Raw genomic sequence first — 15,665 nt, 5'->3', positions numbered from 1 at the left:
CATATCGGGATCATCTGAGTCGAAGGAGGAGGGCGATGGATGTCCTTGCACAAGGAAATCGAAGCGTTTCTGGAGCGGACGCACATGTCGGCGACGCGGTTCGGACGATTGGCGGCGGGCGATCCGCGTCTGGTAGGGGATCTGCGCCAGGGGCGGGTGCCGGGGCCGGTCTTGGCGGCGCGGGTGCGCGCGTTCCTCGCCGCCCCGCCGGCCTGGCAACCGGCGCGGCGCGGCGGCGCGACGTCGGCGCGCGCCTCGAACGCGCGCTGACGGTTTCCGCTGCCGCGCATGGCTGCGCGATACGCGTGGTCGAAGCCGACTGGACGCCTTGGGCGAGCGTGACCTTCACCGGAGCACGACACCGGATCGTGCTGGAGGTCGAGGAGAGTCCGGCATTGCGCCATTGGCTGGCGGCGCTCCCGGAGCTGGAGCTGAAACTGGCCGGCCACCTCGTCGCCGATCTGGTGGTGGCGGCGCTGCACGCGCAGGACGGCCAGGCGCGCGCGACGCTGGAGGCGCTGACCGTGGAGGAATGCTGAGCGACACTCAGGCCTGGCGTGCAAGGCTCCGCAGGGCGGCCAGCGCATCGTCGAGCCCGCGATCGGTCCGCGCACGGGCGCGGGCCTGCGCGGCCTGGTTGCGACGAACGACGCCACGCTCCAGCCGCTCCAGCAATGCATGCACCGTCGCGTCGGTTTCCGGACGGACGAGCCGCTCGGCGGGATCGCGATTGGCCTGGGGGCGAAGCGCGGGCGTGGCTGCCCGTTCGCGGCGGGGCGGCACCGGCGGTGGCAACGGCACCGTAGGGATGGCCTGCGGATCGAAGGCGGCGAGCGGTTGATCGAGATCGGCGGGAAGGTCGCGCTCGGACGGCAGGACAGGCGCGGCGGAGACCGCATCGGCGTCCTTGTCCGCTGCCCATGCCGGCAGATCGAGTTCGTGCGTCGCGCGGAGGGGCTGGCGCGGTCGGGCGTCGGGATGTGCGTCGATTCGGCGAATGGCGGGCATCGGGCCGGGGCCGAAGCTCGCCACTTCGTGTTCCCGCCGCCCGAACAACTGCGCGCCAGCCATGCCGGCACCAATGCCCATCGCCCCCGTCACAAGTGCCAGGAGCGGGCGCGACGCAGCGCCGACCTGCTCCGGCAGGAAGGCGTTCCATTCGGCGCCGGAAAGCAGGCCGTGCACCATCGACGCCGGAAGCGCGACAACGGCAAGCGCCGAGACGCCGCCCAGCAGGAGGGCGGCAAGGGGGACACGGGGCAGGTTCATGCGTTCACCCGAAACGTGTGCGACCACGTGGTTCTCATGCCATACTTATGGCAAGCTTTTCATACACTCCGTCATACACTGCAATATTTACAGACCAGTTGCGCTCGGCCTCGATATACGCTCGGGCGCGTTTTTTGCGCGCATCCCATTGATCACGAACACCAAAAATTTTCGCAACGGCGCTGGCGAGGGCCGCCGGATCATCTGCCGTGAACAGAGTGCCGGTATCGCCATCCGCAATCAGCTCGCGGTGCCCGCCCACGTCCGAAGCGGCGACCAGACGCTGCTGCGCCATCGCTTCCAGCGGCTTGAGCGGCGTGACGAGATCGGTCAGCCGCATCTTCTTGCGCGGATACACCAGCACGTCGATCAGGCTGTAATAGCGCTCCACGGCGTCGTGCGGCACGCGGCCAAGGAAATGGATGCGATCCGCAACGGGCGAAGCAGCGGCCTGCGCGCGAAGCGCCGGCTCGGCCGGGCCGCCGCCGACCAGCAGCAGGTGCATCGCCGGCCGCGCCGCGACCAGCGCCGGCATCGCCGCCAGCAGCACATCCAGCCCCTCATAGTCATAGAAGCTGCCGATGAAGCCGATCGTCTCAGCGCCTCGCAGGCCGAGTTCGGCGGCCAATGCCCCGTCATGCGGCAGCGGCTCGCCGAACATTCCCATGTCGACACCGTTGGGAGAGACGACGATCTTGCCCGGATCGATCCCCCGGCCGATCAGGTCCCCGCGCAGCCCGTCGCAGATCACCGCCACCGCGTTTGCCCGGCGGACGGCATGGGTCTCCAGCGCCTTGGTGATTCGGTACCGAAGGCTGCCCTCGCGCCCGGTGCCGTTGCCAACGGCCGCATCTTCCCAGAAGGCTCGAATTTCGTAGAGCAGCGGCACGCCCGTCCAGCGCCGTACACGAATCCCGGCCAGCGCGCAGAGCACGGGCGAATGCGCGTGCAGCACATCGGGCTGGAAGCGCCTGACCACTTGGTGAACGCGACGCGCAAAGGCATCGATCTCGCGCCACTCGCCAAGACCCGGAAGTCGCTGGGCGACCGGCCGGGTGCGATAGAAGCGCAGGCCGTCGATCGTCTCCTCGCTGGCCGGCGCCGGGCCATGGCGCGGCCCGGTGACCGCCGCCACCTCCCAGCCGCGCGCCAATTCGGCCTTGAGGATGGCGCGGGTACGAAACGCATAGCCGCTGTGCAGCGGCAGGCCGTGATCCAGGAGGTGCAGGACTCGCATGCCAGCCTGCATGCCACGGCGCGCTTAACGCCGCGTCAACTGCACCAGCGCTAGGAAGAGGCCGGAAGGAACGGCCCGCCCGATGATCGACAATCTTTCGCTCGCCCTCACCCATGGGCTGATGCTGCTGGCGGCGTTCCTCCTGCTGCGCCGCCCCGACCTCGACAAGGAAGACGCCGCTCCCGCCGAACAGGAAAAGCCGCGCCGCCGCCGGGGCAAGCCCGGTGCGTGACTATATCTTCGTCCTGTTCCTGGCGGCGTTCTTCGGCACCGGCTTTCGCAAGCCGTTCCTGTTCGTGCTGGTCTACGCCTATATCGATATCGTAGCGCCCCAGCGGCTGACTTACCTCCTGCTCAATTCCCTGCCGATCTCGGCGATGGCGGCGGCGCTGGCACTGGGCGGCTTCCTGCTGTTCGACGACAAGCGCGATGTGCGCGCAGCACCGCGCCAGCTGATGATCGTGGCGCTGATCGCCTATTGCTGGTTCACCACGCTGCACGCCGACTTTCCGGTCGAGGCGAAGGACAAATGGGACTGGGTCTGGAAGGCGCTGGCCTTCGCCGCCTTCCTGCCGCTCACCCTGCGCACGCGCCTGCGCATCGAGGCGCTGCTGCTGTTCATGGTGCTTTCGGCCAGTTCGATCATCATCGTCGGCGCGATCAAGACCATCCTCTCGGGCGGCGGCTATGGCGAGTTGAACCTGATGGTCTCCAACAATTCGGGCCTGTACGAGGGCAGCACGATTTCCACCGTCGCGATCGCCATCCTGCCGCTGATCCTGTGGTTCACCCGGCACGGCACGATCTTCGCGCCGTACTGGCGAATGAAGATCTTCGCCTATGCCCTGTGCTTCGCCTGCCTGCTGATCCCGATCGGCACCTCTACACGCACCGGGCTGCTCTGCATCGGGCTGGTCGCCCTGCTGATGCTGCGGGACAGCCAGAAGAAGCTGCTCTATCTCGGCTGCGTGGCGGCGATGGGCCTGGCCGCCCTGCCCTTCCTGCCTTCCGCCTTCACCGAGCGGATGGGAACGATCAAGACCTACCAGGGCGATGCCTCCGCCTCCACGCGCCTCGCCGTATGGCAATGGACGATGGATTATGCCCGCAGCCATCCACTCGGCGGCGGGTTCGAAGCCTATCGCCAGAACCAGATCCGCTACGAGAAGGTGGCGGTGACGGACCAGGGCGGAGTCGCGGTGGTCGATCGCTCCCTGGAGGTCGACAAGGCCCGCGCCTACCATAGCGCCTATTTCGAGATGCTGGGCGAGCAGGGCTATCCCGGCCTGGCGCTGTGGTTGCTCATCAACCTCGCCGGGCTGTTCCGCATGGAGGTGCTGCGTCGCCGCTATGCCCGCGCCCGGGACGATGAAGCATGGATCGCACCGCTCGCCGCCGCGCTGCAGAACGGGCACATCGTCTACCTGCTCGGCGCCGCCTTTGTGGCGATCGCCTTCCAGCCCTTCGTCTACATGCTGATCGGCGCGCAGATCGGGCTCGACACCTATTGCGGGCGCAAGCGCGCCGCCGCGGACTGGCGGCCACTGCGCAAGGCGCGCGTCGCCGCGGCATGAGCGCCCGCCCCGAACTGCGCGCGTTGACCTCGGCGCGGGGAATCGCCGCATGGTGGGTGGTGCTCTATCATTTGCGGGTCTCGCTGGAAGGCTTGCCGCCGGCGGCGGAAACGGTGCTTGCAAAGGGCTATCTGGCCGTCGACTTCTTCTTCCTGCTATCCGGCTTCGTGCTGGCGCTCAGTCACGGCGAACGGCTTCGCGCCACCGGCTTGGCGGACGTTCCCGATTTTCTGCGCCGGCGTGTGGCGCGGATCTGGCCGCTCCATGCGGTGATGCTCGGCTTTGCGCTGTTGCTGTTGGGCGTGCTCCGCGCATCGGGCCGGGCAACGCCGGACTTTTCGCTGCCCGCATTGCCCGCACATCTTCTGCTGGTGCAGGCCTGGGGTTTTACCGAGCCACTGTGCTGGAACGATCCGGCTTGGTCGATCTCGTGCGAACTGGCCGCCTATCTGCTGTTTCCGCTTTGGGTCTGTGCAGTCGACTGGCGTCGCCGGGATGCGCGCATCGTGCTCGCCGGACTGGCCGCGCTGCTGTTGGTCCTGCATGCGGCATTCGCCATCCGCGGCGCAAGCGGGCTGGGGGACGACATCCGACACCTCGGGCTTATCCGCTGCCTGCTGGAATTCGCGAGCGGGACGTTGCTTTACACGCTCTGGCATCGGTGGCGGGAACGCCGCGCCGCCCTTGCCTGCTTCGGTGCCGCCGCGCTGATCGGGATAGCGTGGTGGTTCGGTGCACCGGAAACGCTGACGGTTCCCGCAGCCCTTGCCGCACTGTTGTTGGGGCTTGCCCTCACCACCGGCCGGCCGGGCCATCCGCTCGACGGCGTGTGGCTCCACCGCCTCGGCGAGATCAGCTACGCGACCTATCTCAGCCACTTCCTGCTGTGGTTCGCCTTCAAGCTGGTCTTTGTGCATCGGGAGACGATCGGCTGGCCGCTGGCGATGCTGTATCTGCTGCTGGTCCTCGCGGCGTCGGTGGCGCTCCACCGCTGGGTGGAGCGCCCCGCGCAGCGATGGATCAACCGTCTCGGGTTCAGGCCGGAGCGGTCACGTCTTCCAGCGCGGCGATCACCGCGAGGTTGAACGCCGGGATATCGTCCGGCTTGCGGCTGGTGATGAGGTTGCCGTCGCTCACCACTTCCTCATCGACTACGTCCGCGCCGGCATTGGCGAGGTCGGTGCGGATCGACGGCCAGCTGGTAAGCCGGCGACCGGCGACCACATCCGCTTCCGCGAGCAGCCAGGGCGCATGGCAGATCGCCGCGACCAGCCGGTTCGAATCCATGAAGCTGCGGGCGATCTCGACCGCCTTCGCATTCATGCGCAGCTTGTCCGGATTGCCGACGCCGCCCGGCAGCACCAGCGCATCGAACTGATCGAGCTCGATCTGGTCGAGCGTCGTGTCCGGCGTGATGCTCTTCCCCTTCTCGCCGCCGCTTTCGCCGGTGATCGGATCGGTCGTGATCGAGGCGAGCGTCACCTGCGCGCCGGCATCAAGCAGCGCCTGGCGCGGTTCGAACAGCTCCGATTCCTCGAAGCCGTCGGTCGCGAGCATCAGCACGCGCGCATTCTGGAGATTGGCCATGGGGCATCCTTTCCCGTTTTTCGGAAGATGCCCCGCCAACCCGGAGCCCCCGCCCCTTGTTCCGGAACGAATTGTTGCTGCGGCGCATTTGCCTAGGCTCTGCTCCAAGGAACCGCGATGGACAGCGCCGACATCGTCTATGTCGAAGACCAGGCCCCCGGCATCACCCGGCGCAAGATGCGCCACGGCTGGGGTTATTTCGACGCGGACGGCACCCGCATCACCGACCGCGACGAAATCGACCGGCTGAACGCCATCGGCCTGCCGCCCGCCTATGCGAATGCGTGGTTCTGCCCCGATCCCAACGGGCATATCCAGGCGACTGGCTATGACGTGAAAGGCCGCAAGCAGTATCGCTATCACGCCGGCTTTCGCGAGGCGCAGGAGGCGGCGAAATACGATCGCTGCGGCATGTTCGGCGAGCGCCTGCCCCGCCTGCGCCGCAAGGTAGAGGCCGATCTGCAGCTGCGCGGGCTGTGCAAGGACAAGGCGGTCGCTGCCGTCGTCCGCCTGCTCGACCTCGGCTCGATCCGCGTCGGCAACGAGGCCTATGCGCAAGAGAACAAGAGCTTCGGCGCCACCACGCTGCGCAAGCGCCACGTCAAGGTCGCGGGCGGCACGCTCAAGCTCCAGTTCCGCGCCAAGTCCGGCAAGCTGCGGGTGATGACGGTGACGGACAAGTCGCTCAGCCGCTTCGTCAAGCGGTGCCAGGACTTGCCCGGCCAGAACCTGTTCCGCTGGATCGACGATGCCGGCGAGGCGCATCCGGTCACCTCCAGCGACGTCAACGCCTATATCCGGGAAGCGATGGACGCGCCGTTCAGCGCCAAGCATTTCCGCACCTGGGGGGCGAGCGTCATCGCCTATCGCACGCTGGCGCAGGCGCCCGAGCCGATCGGGCTGAAAACGCTGCTCGAGCCCGTGACCGAAGCGCTGGGCAACACCCCCGCCATCGCCCGCAAATCCTATGTCCACCCGCGGCTGATCGAGCTGGCACGCGACAAGGCCGCCCAGGCACTGTTCTGCGCCGGGTTGCGCCTGCCCCGCACGACGCAGTACCTCGACCGCTACGAACGCGGCCTGATCGTCTTCCTGGAAACCGATCCTGCCGTACAGCCCGCCAAGGCAGCCTGACGAGACCCAATGCTGATCACCGCCCGCACCAAGCCCACCCATTTCGAACGCCAGCTCCAAGCATTCATCGGCGACACGCCCGACTGGATCGCCGACCATTGGCTGAGCATCCTGGTCGCGATCGGCATCGCGATCGGTATCGCGCTGTTCCTCCACACGCTGCGCTCCTGGGGCATGCGACTGTGCCGGAACAGCGACGGCAACGGCGCCAACTGGTACACGATCTTCGGCCGCACCATTTCGCGGACCAACAACTTCTTCATCGTGATGACCGCGATCCGTCTCGTCGTGAACGTGGCGGAAACCCCGCAGCTGCTCGACAAGTCGATCACCTTCCTGTTCACCATCGCGGTGACCTTCCAGGTGGCGATCTGGATCCGCGAGGTCATTTTCGGGCTGATCGAGCACCGCACCCGCGGCGACAGCCCCAGCGAGAGCCTGGCCAGCGCGGTGGGCATCATCCGGCTGCTGATCTCGATCGCGTTGTTCGCGATCGCGCTGGTGATGGTGCTCGGCAATATCGGGGTGAACGTCACCGGCCTGATCGCCGGTCTCGGCGTCGGCGGCATCGCCATCGGTCTCGCCGCGCAGGGCATCTTCGGCGACCTGATCGCGGCGCTGTCGATTCTGTTCACCCGCCCGTTCCGCGTCGGCGACAACATCAAGTTCGACCAGACCAGCGGCACGGTGGCCGAAATCGGCCTCAAGTCCACCCGCGTCCGCTCGTTCGACGGCGAGATGCACATCATCTCGAACCGCCAGCTGCTCGACAAGGAACTGCAGAACCTCACCGATCGGACGCGCATCCGGCTGCCGTTCAAGATCGGCGTGGCGTACGAGACTCCGCCGGAAAAACTCGAGCGGCTGCCGGAGATGTTCAAGGCGATCGTCGAGGCCAACGGCGCGACGGCGGTACGTAACGGCTTTGTGGGCTTCGGCGCGAGCTCGATCGATTACGAGCTGATCGCCGAGGTCGCGACCGGCAGCTGGGACGTGGGCCACCCGACCCGCGACCGTATCCTGGTGGCGATCATCCGCAAGCTGGCGGAAGAGGGAATCGCGATCCCCTACCCCACCCAGACCACCTTCACCGCGGCGCCAGACGGCAGGATCATCATGCCCTATCCGGACGTACAGCCGGTGGTGCGGATGGACAAGGAAGACGGCGAGCGCTGAGGGCCGCGCCCTTCTCTCAACCGTTACCCCGGCGAAAGCCGGTATCCGGTCGCCCCCCATCCCGTCTAAGGCCGATCCGCAAACCCCGATGGATCGCGGCTTCCGCCGGAATGAGCAAGAGGATCGACGGCGGCCGCCCCTCAATCGTACTTCGTCACCAGCCAGCTCCACACGCCCCACGCCAGCAGCGCCCACACCGCCAGCACGATCAGGATTCCGCCCCAGCTTACCGGCCGGTGGCTCGCTTCCTCGGCCGCCATGCGGTGCTCGGCGAATTGCTCCGCGGGGATCAGCCGCTCGAACAGCCAGACGCCGAGCGGGATCAGGATGGCATCGTCCACCAGCCCGAGCACGGGAATGAAATCGGGGATCAGGTCGATCGGCGACAGCGCATAGGCGGCGACCAATATGCCAACGATCCGCGCTGCCAGGGGCGTACGCGGATCGCGGATGGCGAGCCATACGGCGTGCGCCTCGGTGCGGACGCGGTGAGCGAGCGAAGGACCCATGGCCCTGAATCGCCCAGCCGCGTGCGCCGGTCAATGTGCGTTCACCGCTCCGCGGTCGTCTCGACCTTGGCGTGGCTGCCGGTTTCGTCCGACTTGATCTTGCCGCCGAACAGCATCTTGAGCTTGCCCGTCAGCGACATGTCGGTTTCCCACATCTCGGCATCGTCGATGTCGACGCGGAGCAGCGCGAGGTTGGGGTCCTGCTTGCCGCCCGGAAACCACGCCTCGACCTGGTTATTCCAGAGCTTGTCGATCATGCCGAAATCATTGTCGATCCGCGCATTGCCGGCGAGGCAGGCGAAGAAGTCATGCCCCTTGGACACGAACTGCAGCATCGCCGGGCCGCCCTTGGCCATGCGATTGTCCTTGCCGATGAAGAAGAAGATCGTGTCGACCTGATCCTCGTCGAGCTGCGCGGTCAGCGGTTCGCTGTGCTGGCCATCCTGCAGACCCACCATCAGAAAGGGGCTGTCGGCAAGCTTGGACCAGAAATGCTTCTTCAGTTCGACCGTGTCGGCCATGATCGTCTCCCGGTGTTGGATAGCTGCCGGGTAACGTGCGGGTCCGCTCAGGCGTTCCGGATTGCCGCGGCCGCGCCGATCAGCTCCAGATCATTGCGGTTCACCAGCGCCACCGGCGTGTCCGCAAGCTGCCTGCGAAAGGCGGTGCGCGCCTCCATGCGCCGGCGGAAGCCCGGCTCCTTGAGCTGCGATTCCAAGGCGCGGGCGATGGCGCCGGTCAGGTACACCCCGTCCCAGGCATCGAAGGTCAGCACCAGGTCGCCGACAAATGCGCCCAGATGGTCGACGAACATCCGGACCACCGCCGCGCAAACGGGATCACGGCTCACATTCCGCGTCACATCCTCGGGCGACGGCAACCGCTTGCCCCCGGACAGCGCCTCATAGGCCAGCAGCAGGCCATTGGCGCTCACCAGCGTCTCCACCTCCACCAGCATGCCGCGCGCCTTGCAAAAGCTGGCGAAGCGCTCCTCGTCGCCGGTCTGCGGCGCGAAACCGATATGGCCCGCCTCGCTCTGCACCGGCACATGATGTCCGTTCGCGCCGATGAGTGCAGCGACGCCGAGCCCCGTGCCGACACCGATCACCGCATAATTGCCATCCCCGGAAATCGGGCGTGGCGAGGGCCCGGAAAGCCCGGTAAACGCTGTCATCGGCAGCTGCGAGAGCGCCAGCGCATTCGCGGCGCACTCGTTCAGCGCCATTGGCTTCTGACGGAGCACCGCTTCCACGCCCGCCAGCGAGATATACCAGCGGCTTCCGGTCAGATTGATCAGGTCCCCACGCACGGCGCCCGCCACCGCAAGCACGCTGGGCAGGCGCGCATCGCGCAGACCGACATCTGCAAGATATGAGACCAATGCACTCGTGAAGGTCTGATGGTCGTGGTTGGAAAAACGTTTGATTTCGCGTGGGGCGGCGCCTTCCGGACCACCAGCCAGTCCGAACCGAACGGATTGTCGGCCAATATCGGCCACCAGCGCCACGCCGTTTTCCACTGTGGTCTCTCCCCCTGCCGACTTCTTCTCGAAGTTCGAACAGGCGATATCGCTAACAATGGTTACCGTAGCAATAAATAAACTGCAATTAGTGCCGTTCCCGCAAAGACTTCATGCCGCGCGCGGATCGGGACCAAAGCGATTTCCGCCGCTCGCGGGGGACCAGTAGAGCGCCACCGCCAGCACCACCAGCGCCACCTGCCCCGCCGTCGGCAGCAACGGCACCCCGGGATACAGTCCCATCGCCACCTGCGTGCGATCCAGGTCCCCGGCCACGCCGATCGCAGCGAGCACCAGACCCGGAATGGCCGGCAAGCCGACATCGTGCAGGCGCCGCACGATCAGACCGATCAGGGGCAGGAACAACAGCAGCGCCAGCCCTTCTTCCACCGCGACACGACGCCAGAAGAGCGCGACGTTCAACGGCGTGGGCGGATGGAAGAAGTGGAAGGCGAGGAACAACACCAGCTCGCCGATCGCGATCAGGATCAGCGCGCTGGTCAGTTCGCTCCGGGTGGACCGCCCCTGGAAGACGAAACTCTGGCCGATGGCGCGGAGGCCGTTCCGCAGCGACACCCCGTCGCGATAGCTGGCTGCTGTCATGGGGCGGAGGGTGCAGCGCGCCGCACCCTCCGGTCAAGTGCTTACAGCGTCTCGAAAAGACCCGCCGCGCCCATCCCGCCGCCGATGCACATCGTCACGACGACATACTTGGCACCACGGCGCTTGCCCTCGATCAGCGCATGGCCGGTCATGCGTGCGCCGGACATGCCATACGGGTGACCGATCGAGATCGCGCCGCCGTTGACGTTGAGCAACTCATTGGGAATGCCCAGCTTGTCGCGGCAGTAGAGCACCTGCACCGCGAACGCCTCGTTCAGCTCCCAAAGGCCGATATCGTCCATCTTCAGGTTGAAGCGCTCGAGCAGCTTGGGGATGGCATAGACCGGGCCGATGCCCATCTCGTCGGGCTTGGTGCCCGCCACTGCCATGCCGATATAGCGGCCCAGCGGGGTGAGGCCGCGCTTTTCGGCGAGCTTCTCTTCCATCAGCACCGCAGCCGAAGAGCCGTCCGACAGCTGGCTGGCATTACCCGCGGTAACGGTACCGTTCGGCACCACCGGCTGGAGCGCCTGCAAGCCTTCGAGCGTCGTTTCGGGACGATTGCCCTCGTCCTTGGCGAGGGTGATCTCCTTTTGCGAAACCTCCTTGGTCTCCTTGTTGACGACGTTCATCGTCGCGGTGACCGAGACGATCTCGTCGTCGAACTTGCCGGCGGCCTGCGCGGCGGCAGTGCGCTGCTGCGACTGGAGCGCATAGGCGTCGCACGCCTCGCGGCCGATGCCGTAGCGCGCGGCCACCACTTCGGCGGTCTGGAGCATCGGCATATAGGTGTCGTTGTGCAGCGCGATCAGCTCGCGATCGGGCTCGACGCGCATCTGCGGGGTCTGGACGATGCTGATCGATTCCACGCCGCCACCCAGCGTGATGTCCATATTGTCGACGACGATCTGCTTCGCGGCCGTGGCGATCGCCATCAGGCCCGAGGCGCACTGGCGGTCGATCGACATGCCCGGCACTTCCACCGGCAGGCCGGCGCGGAGCAGCGCGAGACGGGCGATGTTGGGCGCCTGGCTGCCCTGCTGGAGCGCGGCGCCGAACACCACGTCGTCGACCTGGCCCGGCTCGATGCCCGCCCGCTCGACCGCGGCGCGGATCGCATGCGCGCCCAGGGTCGGCGCCGGCGTAGCGTTGAACGCCCCGCGATAGGCCCGGCCGATGCCCGTGCGGGCGGTGGAAACGATGACTGCGGAGCGCATAGGGTTCCTCTCTTCTGAATTCTCAAGCCCCTCCCCTTCAGGGGAGGGGTTGGGGTGGGGACTATTCTGTCAGTTGCGGGCTGGTGGATCGGACATCCCCCCCCCCCCCCCCCCCCCCTGAAGGGGAGGGGCTTTTGTCTTTCAAACATACACCAGCGCGATCCACTCGGCGATCACCGCCGGCTTCTCCTCGCCTTCGATCTCGAGCACATAGTCCTGCACCTGCTCCCAGACGCCGGGCTTGCGCTCGACGAACTTCCTGAGCGTGAATCGACCGCGCACCCGCTTGCCCGAGCGCACCGGCGTGAGGAACCGGACCTTGTTCCCCCCATAGTTCACGCCCATTCGCGCGCCTTCGATGGCAGGCGCATCGGTGCGCGCGGCGAGCATCGGCATCAGCGAGAGCGTCAGGAAACCATGCGCGATCGTGCCGCCGAACGGCGTTTCGGCCGCGCGCACCGGATCGACATGGATGAACTGGTGGTCGCCGGTCGCTTCCGCGAACTGGTCGATCATCGCCTGGGTGATCTCCACCCAGTCCGAGACATGCTCGGCACCGATCCGTTCGGCCATCGCGTGCGGGGTGACGGTCGCCGCCAAGACTATCCTCTCGCGTAATTATCTTTCATAGGCACGCCATATCTAGTGGGGCCACCGGCCTCCCTGCAAGCTTTAGCCGACCGGAAACTGGAAAATGCCGACTGCCGTACCGTCACACCACCGCGAAACGATGGCCAAGCTGCACCGTGCGGCCGAACCCGATGTTCTAAAACCGCTTCTGGAGCGGGCACGACTCACCCCCGATTCGCGCGAGCGGGTGATGGATCATGCCCTTGCGCTGCTGGCGGATTTGCGCGCGGCGCAGACCCGCGGCTGGGTGAACCAGTTCCTCCAGGAATACCGCCTGAACTCGTCCGAGGGCGTGGCGCTGCTCAGCCTCGCCGAGGCATTCCTGCGCGTGCCCGACCCCGAGACCGCCGACCTGCTGATCGCCGACAAGATCGGCGATGCGGACTGGAAGGCGCATTCGGGCAAGTCGAACTCGGTGCTGGTCAATTCGGCGACCTGGGGCCTGATGCTGGGCCGCGCGCTGGTCGGTGACGAGAAGACGGGGGCGCTCCGCCGCCTGATCTCGCGCGCCGGCGAGCCGTTCGTCCGCCAGGCGGTGGGCGCCGCGATGAAGCGGATGGGCGAAGTCTTCGTGATGGGCCGCACCATCGACGAGGCGATGAAGCGGATGAAGAAGCCCGAGAACAAGGGCTTCACCGCGAGCTTCGACATGCTGGGCGAGGCGGCGCGCACCAAGGCCGATGCCGAGCGCTATTTCCAGGCCTATTTCGAGGCGATCCGCGCGGTGGGCCGCGATCCCAAGGCCGGTCATTCGATCTCGGTGAAGCTCTCCGCGCTCCACCCCCGCTACGAAGTCGCGCAATATGATCGCTGCGTGCCGGAGCTGACCGACATGCTGGCGCAGCTCGCCTCGGAATCGGCGGCGCAGGGCATCCCCCTCACCGTCGACGCCGAGGAGAGCGAGCGGCTGGAGATGAGCCTCGACATCATCGGCTCGGTCGCGCGCCGGCCGGAGCTGAAGGGCTGGAACGGCTTCGGCATGGCGGTGCAGGCCTATGGCAAGCGCGCCCGCGCGGTGATCGGCTGGGCCGACGATCTCGGCCGGCCGATGCATGTCCGCCTGGTCAAGGGCGCCTATTGGGACAGCGAGATCAAGCGCACCCAGGTGGAAGGCCTGTCCGATTACCCCCTGTTCACCCGCAAGGCGGCGACCGACGTGTCGTACCTCGCCTGCGCGCGCGACATGCTCGCGGCCCGGAACATCGCGCCCGCCTTCGCCAGCCACAACGCGCTGACCGTCGCTACCATTCTCGACTGGGCTGGCGACAGCCGCGACTTCGAGTTCCAGCGCCTCCACGGCATGGGCGAAGGCCTGTACGAGCGCCTGGTCAACGAACAGGGCTATCACTGCCGCATCTACGCGCCGGTGGGCGGGCATCGCGACCTGCTGGCCTATCTGGTCCGCCGCCTGCTCGAGAACGGCGCGAACTCCAGCTTCGTCCATCAGCTTGCCGACGAGCAGCTGAGCGAGGCCGAGCTGCTCGCCGATCCGGTGGAGAAGATCGCGGCGGTCGGTGGCACGCGGCACCCGAGCATTCCGCTGCCCGTCGAGCTGTTCAGCGCGTGGAAGAACAGCGGCGGGATCGATCTCGCCGAGCGGACGATCCTGGCCGAAACGGCGATGGCGATTGCTTCTAAGCCCCTCCCCTTCAGGGGAGGGGTTGGGGTGGGGCCTGTAACCTCAAGCGCAGGACTCGCTCCCAGTGCAGTCCCCACCCCCAACCCCTCCCCTGAAGGGGAGGGGCTTGTAAGGTCCGCCATCGACCGCGCCGCGGCTGCCTTCCCCGGCTGGGCCGCCACGCCCCTTGCCACCCGCGCCGCGATCCTCGAACGCCTCGCCGACCTGCTCGAGGAAAACCGCATCGAGCTAATGGCGCTGGCCGTGAAGGAAGCCTTCAAGACCATCCCCGACGCGCTCGGCGAGGTCCGCGAGGCGGCCGATTTCTGCCGCTACTATGCGCTACAGGCCCGCACCGGCCTCGCCCCGATCACCCTCCCCGGGCCGACGGGCGAGCGCAACGAGCTGCGCATGGAAGGCCGCGGCGTGTGGGCGACGATCGCGCCGTGGAACTTCCCGCTGGCGATCTTCCTCGGCCAGACCGCAGCCGCGCTGGTCGCCGGTAACGCGGTGGTCGCCAAGCCCGCGCCGCAGACCCCCGAAATCGCCCGCGCCGCCGTGCGCCTCGCCCATCAGGCGGGTGTGCCCGAGGATGCGCTGGTGCTGGTGACCGGCGGCCCTGATGTGGGCGCCGCGCTCACCTCGGACCCGCGCATCGCCGGGGTTGCCTTCACCGGCTCGACGCCGACCGCCAAGAAGATCGCCGCAGCGCTCCTCGAAGGCGAGGATCGCCCGCTGGTGCCGCTGATCGCCGAGACCGGCGGCATCAACGCGATGATCGTCGATTCGACCGCGCTGCCCGAACAGGTGGTAGCCGACGTGCTCACCTCGGCCTTCCGCTCGGCGGGCCAGCGCTGCTCGGCGCTGCGCCTGCTGCTGCTGCAGGAGGAGATCGCCGAAGGCGTGATCGAGATGCTGCGCGGCGCGATGGAGCTGCTGATCCTCGGCGACCCCGCCGATCCGCGCACCGATATCGGCCCGGTGATCGACCAGGCGGCGTACGACAAGCTGATGGCCTATCGCGACAGCGCCAAGGCCCAGTGGATCAAGACCGTGCCGGTACCCGCCACCGGCCTGTTCGTGCCACCGACGATGATCCGCATCGATCGCCCGGAAGATCTGACCCGCGAGTGGTTCGGCCCGATCCTCCACGTCGCCACCTGGAAGGCAGGCCAGCTCGCCGAGACGGTGGCGCGGGTCAACGCCAAGGGCTTCGGCCTGACGATGGGCCTGCACAGCCGCATCGCCCGCTCGGCCGAGCTGGTCGAGGCGGACGCGCGGGTGGGCAATCTTTACATCAACCGCTCGATGATCGGCGCGGTGGTGGGCTCCCAGCCCTTCGGCGGCGAGGGCCTGTCGGGCACCGGCCCCAAGGCGGGCGGGCCGCACTATCTGCACCGCTTCTGCGCGGAGCGGGCGGTGTCGGTGGATACCACCAGCGCGGGCGGCAACGCGACGCTGCTCAGCCTGGACGAAGGCGGGATTTGAGGGGGTTCACCCTCACCCTTCCCGCCGCCTTCGGCGACGGGCCCCTTCCCTCTCCCATTGGGAGAGGGAAGAAGGCGCGAAGCGCCGGAAGGGTGAGGGTGAGG

General features: G+C 67.1%; 17 protein-coding genes. 8 read left to right on the top strand and 9 right to left on the bottom strand.

Features of this window, described 5'->3' with window-relative positions:
* The first annotated feature begins 39 nt into the window (after nt 1-39).
* On the top strand, nt 40-270 hold the full coding sequence (locus A7X12_RS19925) for a hypothetical protein (protein ID WP_064313228.1): 231 nt from the start codon (nt 40-42) through the stop codon (nt 268-270).
* Between the two features lie 68 nt (nt 271-338).
* On the top strand, nt 339-539 hold the full coding sequence (locus tag A7X12_RS19920; RefSeq protein ID WP_232318608.1) for a hypothetical protein: 201 nt from the start codon (nt 339-341) through the stop codon (nt 537-539).
* Between the two features lie 7 nt (nt 540-546).
* Here A7X12_RS19920 and A7X12_RS19915 read toward each other — a convergent pair whose 3' ends face one another.
* Both A7X12_RS19915 and A7X12_RS19910 read right to left on the bottom strand, forming a co-directional pair.
* Nucleotides 547-1,269 (bottom strand): hypothetical protein, encoded by a 723-nt coding sequence (locus A7X12_RS19915; RefSeq protein ID WP_064313199.1) that lies wholly within the window; start codon nt 1,267-1,269, stop codon nt 547-549.
* 34 nt (nt 1,270-1,303) lie between these two features.
* A complete protein-coding gene (locus tag A7X12_RS19910) occupies nt 1,304-2,506 on the bottom strand; it encodes a TIGR04063 family PEP-CTERM/XrtA system glycosyltransferase (RefSeq protein WP_064313198.1) in 1,203 nt (400 codons plus the stop codon).
* Between the two features lie 82 nt (nt 2,507-2,588).
* On the opposite strand from A7X12_RS19910, the gene A7X12_RS26045 reads away from it, so the two are divergent.
* The 3 genes from A7X12_RS26045 to A7X12_RS19900 are packed head-to-tail and all read left to right on the top strand — an operon-like array spanning nt 2,589 to nt 5,165.
* A complete protein-coding gene (locus A7X12_RS26045; RefSeq protein WP_198162111.1) occupies nt 2,589-2,738 on the top strand; it encodes a hypothetical protein in 150 nt (49 codons plus the stop codon).
* Complete coding sequence (locus tag A7X12_RS19905; RefSeq protein WP_064313197.1) at nt 2,731-4,080, top strand: putative O-glycosylation ligase, exosortase A system-associated; 1,350 nt, start codon at nt 2,731-2,733, stop codon at nt 4,078-4,080. Before A7X12_RS26045 ends, A7X12_RS19905 begins: the two co-directional genes overlap by 8 nt.
* Complete coding sequence (locus A7X12_RS19900; RefSeq protein ID WP_064313226.1) at nt 4,077-5,165, top strand: acyltransferase family protein; 1,089 nt, start codon at nt 4,077-4,079, stop codon at nt 5,163-5,165. Before A7X12_RS19905 ends, A7X12_RS19900 begins: the two co-directional genes overlap by 4 nt.
* Here the strand turns inward: A7X12_RS19900 and A7X12_RS19895 are convergent.
* Nucleotides 5,116-5,667 (bottom strand): DJ-1/PfpI/YhbO family deglycase/protease, encoded by a 552-nt coding sequence (locus tag A7X12_RS19895; RefSeq protein WP_064313196.1) that lies wholly within the window; start codon nt 5,665-5,667, stop codon nt 5,116-5,118. The genes A7X12_RS19900 and A7X12_RS19895 overlap by 50 nt on opposite strands.
* Nucleotides 5,668-5,784: 117 nt before the next feature.
* Here A7X12_RS19895 and A7X12_RS19890 point away from each other — a divergent pair, with 117 nt between their 5' ends.
* Entirely contained in the window at nt 5,785-6,801 is a 1,017-nt protein-coding gene (locus tag A7X12_RS19890) for a DNA topoisomerase IB (RefSeq protein ID WP_064313195.1), read from the top strand.
* Nucleotides 6,802-6,810: 9 nt separating this feature from the next.
* Complete coding sequence (locus tag A7X12_RS19885) at nt 6,811-7,977, top strand: mechanosensitive ion channel family protein (RefSeq protein ID WP_064313194.1); 1,167 nt, start codon at nt 6,811-6,813, stop codon at nt 7,975-7,977.
* A gap of 140 nt (nt 7,978-8,117) precedes the next feature.
* Here the strand turns inward: A7X12_RS19885 and A7X12_RS19880 are convergent, their stop codons facing one another.
* From A7X12_RS19880 to A7X12_RS19855, 6 genes are all read right to left on the bottom strand, one after another.
* On the bottom strand, nt 8,118-8,486 hold the full coding sequence (locus A7X12_RS19880) for a YkvA family protein (RefSeq protein WP_064313193.1): 369 nt from the start codon (nt 8,484-8,486) through the stop codon (nt 8,118-8,120).
* 41 nt (nt 8,487-8,527) lie between these two features.
* Complete coding sequence (locus A7X12_RS19875) at nt 8,528-9,007, bottom strand: pyridoxamine 5'-phosphate oxidase family protein (RefSeq protein WP_064313192.1); 480 nt, start codon at nt 9,005-9,007, stop codon at nt 8,528-8,530.
* A 47-nt stretch (nt 9,008-9,054) separates the two neighbouring features.
* Entirely contained in the window at nt 9,055-10,005 is a 951-nt protein-coding gene (locus tag A7X12_RS19870) for a glucokinase (protein WP_064313191.1), read from the bottom strand.
* A 111-nt stretch (nt 10,006-10,116) separates the two neighbouring features.
* Nucleotides 10,117-10,608 carry a DUF805 domain-containing protein gene (locus A7X12_RS19865; protein WP_064313190.1) on the bottom strand — a complete coding sequence of 164 codons (492 nt, stop codon included), beginning with the start codon at nt 10,606-10,608 and terminating at the stop codon, nt 10,117-10,119.
* 41 nt (nt 10,609-10,649) lie between these two features.
* The gene (locus A7X12_RS19860) at nt 10,650-11,825 is read right to left on the bottom strand and encodes an acetyl-CoA C-acyltransferase (RefSeq protein ID WP_064313189.1); all 1,176 of its coding nucleotides are present in this window, start codon (nt 11,823-11,825) and stop codon (nt 10,650-10,652) included.
* Between the two features lie 141 nt (nt 11,826-11,966).
* Complete coding sequence (locus tag A7X12_RS19855) at nt 11,967-12,425, bottom strand: MaoC family dehydratase (RefSeq protein ID WP_443029314.1); 459 nt, start codon at nt 12,423-12,425, stop codon at nt 11,967-11,969.
* A gap of 130 nt (nt 12,426-12,555) precedes the next feature.
* On the opposite strand from A7X12_RS19855, the gene putA reads away from it, so the two are divergent.
* Complete coding sequence (gene putA / locus A7X12_RS19850; protein WP_232318610.1) at nt 12,556-15,561, top strand: bifunctional proline dehydrogenase/L-glutamate gamma-semialdehyde dehydrogenase PutA; 3,006 nt, start codon at nt 12,556-12,558, stop codon at nt 15,559-15,561.
* Nucleotides 15,562-15,665 lie beyond the last annotated feature (104 nt).

It is taken from the genome of Sphingomonas sp. TDK1, assembly GCF_001650735.1.
Classification (GTDB): Bacteria; Pseudomonadota; Alphaproteobacteria; order Sphingomonadales; family Sphingomonadaceae; genus Sphingomonas.
This window is presented reverse-complemented; position numbering and strand designations above follow the sequence as displayed.

Coding starts and splice junctions, on each gene's coding strand:
- A7X12_RS19925 (WP_064313228.1), top strand. CDS start 40: ATGTCCTTGCACAAGGAAATCGAAGCGTTTCTGGAGCGGACGCACATG.
- A7X12_RS19915 (WP_064313199.1), bottom strand. CDS start 1,269: ATGAACCTGCCCCGTGTCCCCCTTGCCGCCCTCCTGCTGGGCGGCGTC.
- A7X12_RS19910 (WP_064313198.1), bottom strand. CDS start 2,506: ATGCGAGTCCTGCACCTCCTGGATCACGGCCTGCCGCTGCACAGCGGC.
- A7X12_RS26045 (WP_198162111.1), top strand. CDS start 2,589: ATGATCGACAATCTTTCGCTCGCCCTCACCCATGGGCTGATGCTGCTG.
- A7X12_RS19900 (WP_064313226.1), top strand. CDS start 4,077: ATGAGCGCCCGCCCCGAACTGCGCGCGTTGACCTCGGCGCGGGGAATC.
- A7X12_RS19895 (WP_064313196.1), bottom strand. CDS start 5,667: ATGGCCAATCTCCAGAATGCGCGCGTGCTGATGCTCGCGACCGACGGC.
- A7X12_RS19890 (WP_064313195.1), top strand. CDS start 5,785: ATGGACAGCGCCGACATCGTCTATGTCGAAGACCAGGCCCCCGGCATC.
- A7X12_RS19885 (WP_064313194.1), top strand. CDS start 6,811: ATGCTGATCACCGCCCGCACCAAGCCCACCCATTTCGAACGCCAGCTC.
- A7X12_RS19880 (WP_064313193.1), bottom strand. CDS start 8,486: ATGGGTCCTTCGCTCGCTCACCGCGTCCGCACCGAGGCGCACGCCGTA.
- A7X12_RS19875 (WP_064313192.1), bottom strand. CDS start 9,007: ATGGCCGACACGGTCGAACTGAAGAAGCATTTCTGGTCCAAGCTTGCC.
- A7X12_RS19865 (WP_064313190.1), bottom strand. CDS start 10,608: ATGACAGCAGCCAGCTATCGCGACGGGGTGTCGCTGCGGAACGGCCTC.
- A7X12_RS19860 (WP_064313189.1), bottom strand. CDS start 11,825: ATGCGCTCCGCAGTCATCGTTTCCACCGCCCGCACGGGCATCGGCCGG.
- putA (WP_232318610.1), top strand. CDS start 12,556: ATGGCCAAGCTGCACCGTGCGGCCGAACCCGATGTTCTAAAACCGCTT.